This window comes from Priestia sp. YIM B13489 (assembly GCF_042787645.1).
GTDB lineage: Bacteria > Bacillota > Bacilli > Bacillales > Bacillaceae_H > Priestia > Priestia megaterium.
On the sequence record NZ_JBHZOQ010000045.1, the window covers coordinates 15,189 to 27,776 of the forward strand.

Annotated in this window: 15 protein-coding genes; 6 read left to right on the forward strand and 9 right to left on the reverse strand. The window is 32.0% G+C overall.

The annotated features are described in order from the left end of the window. Positions 1-191: 191 nt before the first annotated feature. Complete coding sequence (locus ACFX4W_RS04830; protein ID WP_377558879.1) at positions 192-1,352, reverse strand: S8 family peptidase; 1,161 nt, start codon at positions 1,350-1,352, stop codon at positions 192-194. 289 nt (positions 1,353-1,641) lie between these two features. Here ACFX4W_RS04830 and ACFX4W_RS04835 point away from each other — a divergent pair, with 289 nt between their 5' ends. Continuing rightward, complete coding sequence (locus ACFX4W_RS04835) at positions 1,642-2,136, forward strand: exosporium protein D (protein WP_280169459.1); 495 nt, start codon at positions 1,642-1,644, stop codon at positions 2,134-2,136. A gap of 206 nt (positions 2,137-2,342) precedes the next feature. Here the strand turns inward: ACFX4W_RS04835 and ACFX4W_RS04840 are convergent, their stop codons facing one another. From ACFX4W_RS04840 to ACFX4W_RS04865, 6 genes are all read right to left on the reverse strand, one after another. Beyond that, complete coding sequence (locus ACFX4W_RS04840; protein ID WP_377559277.1) at positions 2,343-2,753, reverse strand: hypothetical protein; 411 nt, start codon at positions 2,751-2,753, stop codon at positions 2,343-2,345. A gap of 270 nt (positions 2,754-3,023) precedes the next feature. Then, positions 3,024-4,079 (reverse strand): phosphotransferase, encoded by a 1,056-nt coding sequence (locus ACFX4W_RS04845; protein ID WP_377558859.1) that lies wholly within the window; start codon positions 4,077-4,079, stop codon positions 3,024-3,026. Between the two features lie 5 nt (positions 4,080-4,084). Next, positions 4,085-5,260, reverse strand: a complete 1,176-nt coding sequence (locus tag ACFX4W_RS04850; RefSeq protein ID WP_280169456.1) for a carboxylate--amine ligase — start codon at positions 5,258-5,260, stop codon at positions 4,085-4,087. A gap of 3 nt (positions 5,261-5,263) precedes the next feature. Then, positions 5,264-6,568 (reverse strand): glycosyltransferase family 4 protein, encoded by a 1,305-nt coding sequence (locus ACFX4W_RS04855; protein WP_377558858.1) that lies wholly within the window; start codon positions 6,566-6,568, stop codon positions 5,264-5,266. Beyond that, complete coding sequence (locus ACFX4W_RS04860) at positions 6,565-7,221, reverse strand: PIG-L deacetylase family protein (RefSeq protein WP_377558857.1); 657 nt, start codon at positions 7,219-7,221, stop codon at positions 6,565-6,567. The genes ACFX4W_RS04855 and ACFX4W_RS04860 overlap by 4 nt, the downstream gene beginning before the upstream one ends. Before the next feature lie 353 nt (positions 7,222-7,574). Next, complete coding sequence (locus ACFX4W_RS04865; RefSeq protein ID WP_377558856.1) at positions 7,575-7,772, reverse strand: hypothetical protein; 198 nt, start codon at positions 7,770-7,772, stop codon at positions 7,575-7,577. Between the two features lie 400 nt (positions 7,773-8,172). On the opposite strand from ACFX4W_RS04865, the gene ACFX4W_RS04870 reads away from it, so the two are divergent. Then, positions 8,173-8,694: a kinase gene (locus tag ACFX4W_RS04870; protein ID WP_377558860.1), complete on the forward strand. Its 522-nt coding sequence runs from the start codon at positions 8,173-8,175 to the stop codon at positions 8,692-8,694. A gap of 142 nt (positions 8,695-8,836) precedes the next feature. Here ACFX4W_RS04870 and ACFX4W_RS04875 read toward each other — a convergent pair whose 3' ends face one another. Then, positions 8,837-9,658 carry a YncE family protein gene (locus ACFX4W_RS04875; RefSeq protein ID WP_377558855.1) on the reverse strand — a complete coding sequence of 274 codons (822 nt, stop codon included), beginning with the start codon at positions 9,656-9,658 and terminating at the stop codon, positions 8,837-8,839. A gap of 305 nt (positions 9,659-9,963) precedes the next feature. Between ACFX4W_RS04875 and ACFX4W_RS04880 the strand changes: the two genes are divergently transcribed. The 3 genes from ACFX4W_RS04880 to ACFX4W_RS04890 all read left to right on the forward strand — a co-directional run bounded on the left by ACFX4W_RS04880 (position 9,964) and on the right by ACFX4W_RS04890 (position 11,321). Further along, on the forward strand, positions 9,964-10,176 hold the full coding sequence (locus ACFX4W_RS04880) for a spore coat protein (protein ID WP_377558854.1): 213 nt from the start codon (positions 9,964-9,966) through the stop codon (positions 10,174-10,176). A gap of 138 nt (positions 10,177-10,314) precedes the next feature. Then, positions 10,315-10,866, forward strand: coding sequence for a spore coat protein (locus ACFX4W_RS04885; RefSeq protein WP_377558853.1), 552 nt, complete (start codon positions 10,315-10,317; stop codon positions 10,864-10,866). A gap of 26 nt (positions 10,867-10,892) precedes the next feature. Continuing rightward, positions 10,893-11,321, forward strand: a complete 429-nt coding sequence (locus tag ACFX4W_RS04890; RefSeq protein ID WP_377558852.1) for a spore coat protein — start codon at positions 10,893-10,895, stop codon at positions 11,319-11,321. A gap of 406 nt (positions 11,322-11,727) precedes the next feature. Here ACFX4W_RS04890 and ACFX4W_RS04895 read toward each other — a convergent pair whose 3' ends face one another. Further along, the gene (locus tag ACFX4W_RS04895; protein ID WP_377558851.1) at positions 11,728-11,919 is read right to left on the reverse strand and encodes a hypothetical protein; all 192 of its coding nucleotides are present in this window, start codon (positions 11,917-11,919) and stop codon (positions 11,728-11,730) included. A 351-nt stretch (positions 11,920-12,270) separates the two neighbouring features. Here ACFX4W_RS04895 and ACFX4W_RS04900 point away from each other — a divergent pair, with 351 nt between their 5' ends. Then, the gene (locus tag ACFX4W_RS04900) at positions 12,271-12,573 is read left to right on the forward strand and encodes a hypothetical protein (protein ID WP_377558850.1); all 303 of its coding nucleotides are present in this window, start codon (positions 12,271-12,273) and stop codon (positions 12,571-12,573) included. Positions 12,574-12,588 lie beyond the last annotated feature (15 nt).

Genomic DNA, 12,588 nt, shown 5'->3' on the forward strand with positions numbered 1-12,588 from the left:
TAAATATGAAATGTAACCTCTTGTTTCTTTAAAAATAATTGAGTAGAAGGGAAACAAGAGGTGATTTTTATGAAAGTTAAAGAATGTGTAGGTGAGAAGAAAAGATGGTTAAGGGAGACTGTGAATCGAATGAGATTATTAATGAACAAGTAAGAGGAAACTAATTGAATTGGAGGTATTTTTTATTAACTTTAGCGAACTGCTCGGTTTGCATTAATCCGACCATAAGTCCAATATGAACCTGTGCCAAGAATGGGGTCAGTTGTAGATTGAATATCCTCTCTAATTTCCACGTTGTTTTTCCCCTGAGCTGCTAAGAGGGCCGCTAATCCGGCTACGTGAGGGCAGGCCATGGAGGTACCGCTTAAATACGCATAGTTACTGCCAATATAGGTTGATAAAATGTTAGAACCAGGGGCTGCTACTTCTACCCACGTCCCATAATTTGAAAAACTAGACTTCTGGTCATTTGAATCTGTAGATGCTACAGCGATCGCATTTTCGTAATATGCTGGATAGGTTAAGGTATTAGCTCCTTCATTGCCAGCAGCTGCTAAGATAACCGAACCTTTATCCCAAGCGTAATTGATCGCATTTTCTAATGTAAGGGAGCCTTGGGAACCCCCTAAACTTAAATTAATCACCTGCGCACCTTGATCGGCTGCATATATAATAGCATTCGCAATATTAGTTAGGGTGCCATTACCAGTATTATCAAGTGCACGAAGTGGTAATATGGAAGCTAATGGGGCCATGCCAGCAATACCTGAAACATTATTGGTTGCTGCTGCAGCAATACCAGCTACGTGAGTCCCATGTCCATTTCCATCGCTTGGGTTTGTATTCCCATCTACAAAGTTATAACCTGGCAAGAGTTTTGAAGTTAAATCAGGATGGTTAAGTTGGACACCTGTATCTACAATTGCAATTCTTATACTACTATTACTCTTAGTCACATCCCAAGCAGAAGGAGCTTGTACTTTTTGAGGGCCATATTGAAAAGGATAAAAGGAATCATTGGGTGTATAAGAAGCTTTGAAAATATAATTGGGTTCTACATACTCCACTTCATCAAGTTTATTATAGATATTAATAAGCTTTTTTACGTTCTTTGTGGTATATACGAGGTGAAATCCTAAGGTGTTATTTTTTTCTAAAATTTCACATTTATTTTTACGGTGAATCTCTGATGCCCTATGCTCACATACATTTTCGTTAAACTTAATAATTAATTGATTTGACTCAAAAGCTGTTGGAGGTTCTGAACGGAAAAGCGTAACGATATATTTAACTATATAAAATAACAATATAATAATAAATACAGATGTGGTCACAGAAAGCCAAAAAAACATTAAAATTCCTCCCAATTAATGAATTCCTAATATAATATTCGGAATCTATTAAGAAGGATTGGACAAGTACACTTATACATAAAAAAATAGCCGGTATCTAAAAGGTTTCTATTTGGAATTTTATCATCTCTCAAATGAAAGTATTTTCTCATGATTTGATTTCTCTAACAATTTTTCATCTAACCTTGGATCAGGAAATGATAAATTTTTTATGAAATTTAATATTATTGGACAAGCACACAAACAATTGATAGATAAATGAATAAAATATTGTATAAATAAAAAAGGAGTGATTATTATAAAAAGCTATCGTCATTATAATAAAAACGATGAAGTATATTATGTAGACCCTTCTTACCCCTATAGAGGTTCATATAGCAAGAGAAATGACAATGAAAAATTCTTTGTTGAAAATCATACAATTGAAGGTTCTGGAACTAATTTAACAGGAAACATCCCATTAACTATCGCAGTTGCTGCTAACGCTATAGATCTAAATGTTTTTGAAGATTTTACTAAAAATCATAACAAGACGCTTCTCCAATTATCAGCTGTAACTACTGGTCTTACGGTTTCAATTTTTGTAAGAGGTTCTAGAATGCCTATTACAGCTACTATACCTGCAGGTTCTACACGAGCTTTTCAAGTTGAAAATTTTGAAAGATTAACTGTCTCTAACCCTTCTGCTACTACTGCTGGAACGCTAAATGTCTTTATTCAAAAAACATTTTGCATTGGTTGTAATAATCAAAATAAAAAACGTAACAAAAATTGTTATTTCTAAATATCAGCCATAATAAAAAACCACATTGGACAAGTTTTTCTTGGTCAATGTGGTTTTTTATTAGCAGTGGGTCCTGGATTTTGTAATTACCAAAAGTATATATACAATAAAAAGTTAGGGGGCATAAAAAAGGGTATTAACTTGAAAGTTAATACCCTTTCTTCCGTTACCTAGTTGTAAACTGTGAATATTAACATTCAAATGGCTTAATTGCTATAACTTTTACTGCATTTACATTTATTCTTATTGTAGTCTTTTTCATAAAAGACTACTTTATCTTTGCCATGGTCTTTTTCATGTTTGTCTTTGCATTTATCTTTGCCATAATCTTTTTCATGTTTGTCTTTGCATTTATCTTTGCCATAATCTTTTTCATGTTTGTCTTTGCATTTATCTTTACCATAATCTTTTTCATGTTTGTCTTTGCATTTATCTTTGCCATAATCTTTTTCATGTTTGTCTTTGCATTTATCTTTGCCATGGTCTTTCTCATGTTTGTCTTTGCATTTATCTTTGCCATGGTCTTTTTCATGTTTACTTTTATTTTTGCGAAGGTCAAACATCGCTTTTAAACAGTGTTTACTTTCATCATTTTGATCATAATAAAATTTAGTCAAATGAATTCCCTACCTTTATTTAAAATTGGTGTTTCTATATATTCTATTTTTAAAAAGAAAAATTGCTTGTACATTCAGAAAAAAGTGGCTTTTAAACTATTTTTAACGTAATCGTTAAAAATGATAGAGGAAGAAGTGAGTAGAAATTAGTAAACAAAAGAGAATTTACGAGCTTAAAGTTAGGAATAGATGAAGGATAAAATTAAGAAGTTATAGACGAATAGGTCATTAAACTCCCGCATGTTGCAGAAAAATAGCTTGAAAATAAATTTATTTATATATTCCTAACTCTTTACCCCATGTTGAAATTTTTTCAAGATGGTAACTTAAGAGCTCACCTTCACGGTTATCAGCAACCCTTCTTAGTTGAGTGTGAAGTCCTCTTTCTAAAGTTCGTTGGAGATAAGCCATTTTATAAAGAGTCATTGGATTTGTTTTAAAGGTAATTCCGTATTTCCTCATTTCATCCACGTATATCTGTACACATTGAGTGCGTATTTTCTCTGCGTTTGGCTGCCAATCCTTTCTGAAGCCAAGCAATAGTTCTACTAATACAACCATGTCAAACCAAACTGGAGAGTATTTGGCTGACTCCCAATCAATCAATTGAATATTCCACGGTGTATTTTGAGTAACCTTTTTGCTACATATATTTTGCATATGAAGATCACCATGAGTAATAGATGATCCATTTTCAATTAGTTCAGGAAAGAAATCGGGTCCTTGATTATATAGCTTGATTAATGATGGGTAATAAGGTTTTATTATATGGTTAATACGATTGTCTCTCATCGCAGCATCTAGTAGGTCAATTGTTTGATTCATATATTTGATTCTATTCTTTTTCATAGAAGTATAAACAGGAAGCCAATCTTTCCAAATAGTTTTATCCTTTTTGAATCTACTTTCAAAAGTCTGACCATGAAGTTTAGCTATGCTGGGAATAATATATTGAAAATGATAAGGAGAGAAGGTTAATTGTCCACGTATCTGGTTCACGAATTCCATGAATACCCATGTTTCATTTTTCACCGTTTCTATGAGGTAAATACCAGGCAAAAACTCTTTTAAAATTGGATAAGCTTTTTTATAGATATTAATTTCCACTTCGTTTTTGTAGGCTTTAGAATCGTAAACCTTAAAGATAATTGGGTGATAACCATTCTGTTTTTGAATCAGTAGTTTATATATACTACTTCGTTTTGTTGATTTTAAACACTTGATTTCTGAAGGAACAATTGTGATTTTTTCACCAATAGAATAAGAAAGTTTTTCAGCTAATCTTAAATCTTTAAACTGATGATGTAGAGTTTTAGAATCATACACAGTATTCATTCCTTTCGTTTGGGTTTCCAGGCATTAATTAGATGAGAGCATGCGCTTCTGAAAAATGGCATTGGATCATTCCATGCAAATAAAGCAAACTCTTTTTGACCTTGTAACCCCTGGTAAAAATCTTTAAAAGTCATCTCTGATTTCCTTTTCTTTTGAAGAAAAGTAAGATAATATCTTACAAGATAAATCCATTTAATACCGTCTATTTGATTCAATCTAGGTTCTGGATTTTGATTAGTTAGATATAAATAATACATGTAGACAAAATCAATGCCTGAAGGGCCTGTGAGGCTATGAGTGAGCCAAAAGCGAGGGTTTATTTCAATGAATTTATAAGTTCCATCTCTCGGATCTTTCTTGAATTCAGCCATCCCGATACCTTTAAGCTTTATTTCTTCAAAAAATGGAACACATACATCAATAAGTTCAGGAACTCTTTTACTGACAATATGAGCACCTGTTCCAAATTCCGCAGGAAATTGATGATTCTTTTGTAGAGAAAATAACCCAAGTAAATTCATATTGTCATCATAGAAAGTGGCTACTTTATAAAAACACTGGTTATCTCCAGGAATTAATTCTTGAATAATTAACTGTCCGCATTCCCTATAAAAAGGATATTCACTCCTTAACTCCTCAGGATTTTCAAATACAATTGCTTTTTTATTAATTTTTTTTCTAAATTCATGGCCAAGAACAGGTTTTAAAATACAAGGAAAATCAAGAGTTGAAATAGCATCTTCAAGTTCTTCTTTATTATCTATTACATATGTTCTCGGACATGGAATATTATGCTTGATGGCGAGTTCATAAGTTTTGTTTTTATCCAGTACTTGTTCAATTAAAGAATCATCGGGAAATAAAAATAAGAAATATTTTAGCAATTCATCTCGATTTTTCGAGATGAATTGTACATAGTCATCTGCTCCTGTATATAGGACGGGCTTTGAACCAATCTTCTTAGACAGGTCAATTAAGAAATCTAATAGCTTTTTTTCTTCCGTTAAAGGACTAGGACATATACCACAAGTAGCGAGGCGTGATTTTCCTATTTTATATGGTTTTTTCGTGTCAAAAGCGTACACTTTTATCCCTTTTTTGGCTAAACTTCTAATAATGCCAACCCCGTTAGCACTCAGGTCAAGGATAACTGCAGAATGTTCATGGTTCATACCTTAATTCATCTCCCAAAAATCGATGTACAAATGTTTTATTTTTCCTACCATACTATCTATGGTTAAGTGTTTTTTAGCGAAAATTTTAGCATTTGTACTCATTTTATTTCGAGCTTTTTTATTAGTAATCAGAAATTTTAATGCATGAGTCAATTGTTCAGAATTTCCAGGTTCTACAATAATACCTGTTTTATTATTCGTTATGAGTTCAGGGATGCCTCCGCAATTTGTGGAAATTACGGCGGTTCCACTATGCATAGCTTCAATTATGGAGAGAGGTAAGCTATCGTTGATTGTGGGAAGTACAAAGATGTCGGTTTTACTTAAAAGTAAGGGTACGTCATCTCTAGATCCTAAGAATTTGACCATTGACAAGCCTAGATCTTTTTTCTGCTTTTCTAAGGTTTTCCTCATTTGTCCATCACCAACAATTAACACTTCAATATTTGTAGTATATTTTTTAAGTCGTGACAGCGCTTCAAATAAATGGTTATGTCCTTTTCGTGGTCCAAGTCTAGCTACGCATGTAATAGTAAGCTTGTGTGAAGATGTTGCTTTTTCTTGCCTTTGGTTCATTGGATAATCAATTCCCGTAATGACTGTAGTTATATTTCGATTTTTTGCCCCTAATTTTATTAATGGTTCACGAAATGAATCACTAAGAACAATAATATGGCTTGCATATGTTATCGCTTTACTTTCAAGTTCTTTAAAATATGCTTCTTCAACAGAACCTTCTTTGATTATGTCAAATTTTAGTCTGTTAAATGTGAACATACCGTGAGGTGTATAAAATAAAGGTTTTCGGTAAATTTCATTAAATCTTCCTAGGATATTTGCTGTAAATAAGTCTTGAGCATGAAGAATATCATATTTTTCTAAATCTATGGTTTCAAGCATTTTTTCGTATACATATATAAGTCTTTTATGATTTAAAATTCGATCATTATAAATTCCATAGCGCTTTGTGAAGAAACCTCTTAGATTTGGAGTAACACTTTCTCGAAGCTTTTTTACTTCAGAAGTTGAGAATTGATTAGGAGAAATAATGTCTACTTTATGTCCTTGACTCCTTAAACCTGTACTTAGATTAATAATATAATTAGAAAGACCTCCTACATGAGGAAAGCTCCAAAATGTAGCAATTAAAATAGAAAGTTTCTTTTTTGTACCTTTTTTGGAAAGGTTTCTTTTTTTGGGTTGTTCCGTTGAAACAAATTTTTTTGAAGAATGCGATTTAAGTCCATAATGTTGGTCTAATCTTTCGACTATATAAGGATAGGGAAAAGTAATTTCATTGTTCATTTCCAAACCCTCCGTATAATTTCGAAAGCTTCAGCATAAGGCACGCCAACACTCATCCCTCGTAGTTTTCCTAAGTACTCAATGCCTTCATAAGAACGAGGGTGAGGGAAATCTCTCATTTCAATATCGTAATGTCTCAGAGCATTGAGTTTATAATCCATCTGTGCTGTAACATCTACAAAATAATTTGGTTTGAATATTTTATCAGGTGTGGAAGTATTCCATTCACTAGACGAGACCGTTTCAAAGGTAATTATCTCTATAGGGGGAGTATTAGGAAGGGGTCTAGCTGCAGTTAGTACTGCTTGAAAAGTGACCTGGTGATCTTTATTTAGATCACCGTAGTGATGTGTAAAGATCTTAACCGGCTTATATTTCTGAATGAGCTGCTCAATTTCTTTTGTTAATTCATGAAGAGGAATCATTTCTAACTCTAAATTGACATGCTCAAGAAATATTACCTCATCAATCCCAATTTCTTTGTTAGCAAGCCGTCCAAATTGCTGGATATGATGAGCTTCTTCCTTTCTCCCTAAAGCAGTAATTACTGAAATTACTTTATAGCCTGCATCTACAAGTTTTTTTAATGTTCCTGCGGTTCCTAATAGCTCGTCATCAGGATGAGCCCCAATTACTAGTATATAATTGCTCATATTTGTTCCTCCCGTAGCTTTTTCTACTATACTTGTACTATAAACAATATATGGAGCTATTCAGATATTAGAAACCGGCATTGGCGGAAAATTAAAAATTAAGTAGTTATATACCGATTATTTACAAAAGACCTATACAATTAATAACCTTATTATGTAAAGCAGTGAACGAAGGGACGGGAAGAACCCTTCCGTTAATGCTATAATGCCAATTTTCAAGATTACTTCTAAATCATTTGTCTTAGGGATAGTTAATGTTAAAAATTAATTAGAATTAGGAGAATTTATTCTATAAAAATAAGACCTGTTACTAGATGTTAACAGATCTTATTAATTCATTAAGATTTATACCATCAATACTTAGAACTTGATTTCCATAAATTTATAACTCTAATTTTCTTACAAGTATCTTTACAAGGACTGTGTTCTTCGTGTTTTTCTTGATTTTTACAAGTATCTTTGCAAGAACTATGCTCATTATGTTTTTCCTTCTTTTTGCAAGGGTTTTTATGAGCTTCTTCTGCATAATCCCAATCTTCTTTATATTTCATACTGATATCACCTCTTTTTCTTACTATAGTATGTAACTCTTAGTAACAGGAGAGGGTGCCTGTCTTGGGTTTTATCAAAAAAATTTCAGAAAATTATATGTAAATAGATAACTATACAAGCACCTTAATCTTAAAGGAATAGAATAATAAATGGGGAAGGGGGGAGAGCATGGGAAAACCTTATTTTCATTATCGTAGGGATGATAGCGAAGGTTATAGATTATGGGAAACAACCTTCTTTAAAAGGTACAATCAAAAAAAGAGTCTGTTTCCTGATTTTGAAACAAGTAATAATTCTCAATTTATTTCATCTAATACCATAAAAAAGAGTCATTTTTTAATTGAAAAAGTATTGGAGGATTCTTCGGACGTATCAATAAGAGAAAAAGAGAAAGTATTTATGGATTTTAAAAGGTATGCAGTAGTTGGGCAAGGGAAAGATGGAGTTATTTATCAATTGACTCCTGATCGATGTGTAAAAGTATTTTTTAAGGAAGAAGTATATAAAAAGGAGTTAAAAGCCATACAAGTTGGGCAGTCGTCTTCTATTATTCCTCGTCTCTACGGTTATGGATCAAATTACATAGTCATGGAGTATGTAGACGGAATTTCCTTGGCAAAACATCTAAAGAAAAATAGGTATATAACAAAGTCTTTAGTTATGCAACTTATAAATCTCATTGATGAATTGAAAAAATTAAACTTTAGTAGACAAGATACAGAATTACGGCATGTCCTAATGAATGAACAGGGAGATTTGAAAGTAATTGATCTTAAAAGAGCGTTTAGTTCTAATCGACCTATTCCGATTAAGTTGCTAACTGAATTGAAAGAATTAAAGTTAGCAAAAGAATTTTTAGCCTATGTTAAAGATATTTGTCCACCTCTTTATCAAAAATGGAGAACATTTGATGAGAGGTAAATTTTTTAAATCAGTAGTTAACATCATTAATTGTAGCAACAATAATTGTGTGTCCATATGCTTATTGTTGCTACATGTTATAGAATGAAAGCATTGGTACGCCACCTCTTATAGAACATAAATATTAGTGTTATGTCTTATATTAGGTATCAGTTATTGTATAAGTTGACTGATCACCGACTGGGAGGGTAGCAATAACAATATTGGTTGCCCCATCAATTACCGATACTATACTATTTTCCTCATTCGTGACGTGAATTTGATTATTACTTCCGTTAATATCAATCATAGATGGCTGTTCCATGACAGGTACTATCCCAATAACAGCGTTTGTACCAGCATCAATAACGGAAACGGTATGACTATTTTTATTCGCTACGTAAATTCTATTGTTGGATAAGTTAGTCCCTACGTCAGTAGGTTGGTCACCTACTGGGACTGTAGCCATTATTGTATTCGTTAATCCGTCAATAACGGAAACTGTATTTTTAAACTTATTAGCGACATAAATTCGATTGATATAAGGGTGAACATCTAGGTTAATTGGATGAGTTTCTACAGGAATTGTAGCAACAACAATATTTGTTGAACCATCGATGACAGAAACTGTGTCACTGCCTGCGTTAGTTATATAAACCCTATCCATATAGGGGTTAATTCCTACACCCGATGGTTGCCCTCCAACTGGAATAATACCAATAACTGTATTTGTAACAGCATCAATGACAGAAACTGTATTATCCCCTTTATTAGTCACGTAAATTCGATTAGTAGATGAGTTCCCATTTACGTTTACCGGCTGACGACCTACGCTTATAGTCGTAATTAACTCATCTGTGACCCCATCAACAACAGAAACCGTATTATTATCCTCATTCGTCATGTAAATTTGGTTATTAGATGATTTTCCTTGTGAAGATGGAAAATCAACCGCAACATGTACAGCCTTCGCCTTTTTTCCCATTTTACTCAACTCTTTTCATAAATACTGTTAAGAAAATTGTTGAAAACATAAGGTACTTACCTTATGTACAAATATATGATGTTAAATTTATTTTATTATCTTAAATTTTTAAAAACTAAGGATTTATTTTATGACTAATATCAAATAGATCTATGTTTTTTATTTATATAAATAAAGTATATGTTATTAAAAAATATCGTTTATTCTCAAATAGCACCTGAAAATAGGTGAAGAAAATGTTTCCTTTTAGGCCAGCGTTGCATATGTTGTTATGAAATAAACCCTTATAAAAAGGAGCGATATATATGAGTGATTCACAAAAAAATCCGGAAATTGTACCAAATAAGCTAATGGATTTATTGGTAAATGATATTTTTTCTAAACATGGTATAGATAAAGAGCAAATTAAAGGAAGGTTATCTGAAGAAAAAAAACAAATGCTTAAAGAAATGGTTGAAGATTTATCAAAAAGAGTCGATGAATTTGTTAAGCAAACAAAGGATAATAATAAAAAATAAATTATAACACTTTCAAACGCCATTAAATAGGCGTTTTTGTTGTTTTTGAAAATGGTGGAACTCATTAGTCTATTGGCCCAATCCTATTGATTGGTATGTTCATATATTAATACATACCATGAAAAAGGAGTGTTAGTTATGTCATCTAAAAAGTATTATTCTTACGATGTAAAGAAAAAGTGTAAAAACAGACATAAAAAAGATGATTCAAAGAAGCATTGTAAAGATGGCTGTAAAGTAGATCACTATGAAAGTGAGTCTACAGAGTACGATTACTATAATAGTCGTGAGAGTTTTGAAAGCCCTGGGGTTTTTGATACAGAAGTAGTTCAAGATGCGGATCAACTTTCTTTAATTGATCAAGAATCTGATGAATTAATTTGGATTAAAGATTCTTGCGACATTATGGTCACTACGACAGATACTCAAGCAGCTATTGGTATTCAAGTAGCCATCCAAGTAGCTATTGCAGTAGTTCTCCGTCTTACAATTGCTGATTCAGAACAGAACGACGGTATCCTTCAAGACTTATTACAACTATCTGATATAGAGCAAACAAATAAGCAAAAAATTTATATTGAAAACTCTAAAGATGTAGAAATTACAACAACTGATACAGATGTTGCCCTTAACGTTCAGATACTATTACAAGTACTAGTTGCTATTATTGTGCTTATCGATGTTCTTTAATAAAAAACTAAAAGAGGTGAAAAGATATGACTGAAAGAAAATGGAGAGCATTAGATCATTGCGAAAATAAACGTTTTACCGGTAAAGATGTTTGGCAAGAAGCAGATCAAATTGCTAAAACTGAACAACAGTCTTTTGAAAAAATTATTGTTAAAGATTCAGAAAATGTGAAAGTACAAACTACAGATACTCAAGTTGCAGCTACTATTCAAGCCGCTTTACAGATCGCTATTGCTGTAGTCGTTCGTATCTCAATTGGAGATAATGAACAAGGAAATGGTGTTATTGAAGAATTAAAACAAGTCTCTAGTATCAAACAAAAAAATTCACAGAAAACAATTATTGAAAATTCTACAAATATTAGAGTTGAAACTACTGATACAGATCTAGCAGTAAACCTTCAAGTTTTACTGCAAGTCTTACTTTCTTTATTAGCTAGGCTAGACATTCTTTAATATTTGAATGACCTTCTAAGTGTAAAATCGAGGAAGGCCAAGAAATATAATACTATTTAGATAAAATGATAAAAACCCAAATTTTGATCTTTAAATGCATTTAGCCAAATTTATTCGTAAAGGTAATATAAACAGAAGCCTTTCCATTTAATGGAGAGGCTTTTTGGGAGAATTGTTTTATTTTTATAAGTATCCAAACAGAGTGTTAATAAACTTTTTAAATTGTAATTGTTTTTTGCTTAAGCAAATTATAATTATTAGTTACGTTTTAAAGAGAAAAGTTTAACGTCTACTACAATATAAAATATAAAAAGAAGCATAAAAAAATTAAAATACTTTCTTTATGCTTCTTTTGTGTAACTACTCAATAAATTGAATAAATATTTGTAATATTCATAAATATATACTAGAAATTAAATACAATACTTTCAACCTTTGTACAATCAACAACAGTAACTGGAGAACCTGGTGCAGCCGGAATTCTCACAATTGCTGCACAATCATATTCTTCAAATTTTACAAACGTAGCAGGGCCATAGGAAGTTCCAGAATCGCCTACAAGGGTTACAACAGTTCCTGGAATTAATCGAGATAACACGAAACAGCTGGTTCCACTACAAGTATTAATATGTTTATTACAATGTTTATTACAATGTTTATTACAATGTTTATTACCATCTAAAAGAGAATCAAGCAGTTGAAGAGTCATAATTTTCACTCCTTTTATTTTAATTACTAATACAATATGCAAAGAATGTCCTATTGGAATAGACAAATGTTATAGAAAAACGAGTAAAAATTGTTACCTTTTGTATAAATCCGCTGTTGCATAGAAAGGCAGATTTATTAGTCACGATAAAGTTAGAAATATAGACAATTATCCAATCATAAATAAGAGTAAATCAATATAATACATAGTAATAACCTTTTAAGAAAGTGAGGTAATTTTATGGCGAATTCTTTAGAAAGAGCCCAATTAATTAAGGATTCATTAGCTAGAACTGAAGAACTATTTGAATCCATTACAAGAAGAAAACCAATTCTTCAAGAAGGACACACTTTTAGGCAGAAATTAGTTAACGCGCAAGAAAGTGGCCAACCTATCCCACTTGTAATATTAAGTAATGGGCCTGATCTAACCAATGTTGTTATAACTGAAGTTGGTTTAGATTCAGTTGTTTTCACTGATCCCTTAACTAATAATACAGCTATTGCAAATATACAAGCTATTGTTCGTTTTGGAACACTTTAGTGGGAGAAAGGAGAA

Coding starts and splice junctions, on each gene's coding strand:
- ACFX4W_RS04830 (WP_377558879.1), bottom strand. CDS start 1,352: ATGTTTTTTTGGCTTTCTGTGACCACATCTGTATTTATTATTATATTG.
- ACFX4W_RS04850 (WP_280169456.1), bottom strand. CDS start 5,260: ATGAACCATGAACATTCTGCAGTTATCCTTGACCTGAGTGCTAACGGG.
- ACFX4W_RS04855 (WP_377558858.1), bottom strand. CDS start 6,568: ATGAACAATGAAATTACTTTTCCCTATCCTTATATAGTCGAAAGATTA.
- ACFX4W_RS04860 (WP_377558857.1), bottom strand. CDS start 7,221: ATGAGCAATTATATACTAGTAATTGGGGCTCATCCTGATGACGAGCTA.
- ACFX4W_RS04865 (WP_377558856.1), bottom strand. CDS start 7,772: ATGAAATATAAAGAAGATTGGGATTATGCAGAAGAAGCTCATAAAAAC.
- ACFX4W_RS04870 (WP_377558860.1), top strand. CDS start 8,173: ATGGATTTTAAAAGGTATGCAGTAGTTGGGCAAGGGAAAGATGGAGTT.
- ACFX4W_RS04875 (WP_377558855.1), bottom strand. CDS start 9,658: ATGGGAAAAAAGGCGAAGGCTGTACATGTTGCGGTTGATTTTCCATCT.
- ACFX4W_RS04880 (WP_377558854.1), top strand. CDS start 9,964: ATGAGTGATTCACAAAAAAATCCGGAAATTGTACCAAATAAGCTAATG.
- ACFX4W_RS04885 (WP_377558853.1), top strand. CDS start 10,315: ATGTCATCTAAAAAGTATTATTCTTACGATGTAAAGAAAAAGTGTAAA.
- ACFX4W_RS04890 (WP_377558852.1), top strand. CDS start 10,893: ATGACTGAAAGAAAATGGAGAGCATTAGATCATTGCGAAAATAAACGT.
- ACFX4W_RS04900 (WP_377558850.1), top strand. CDS start 12,271: ATGGCGAATTCTTTAGAAAGAGCCCAATTAATTAAGGATTCATTAGCT.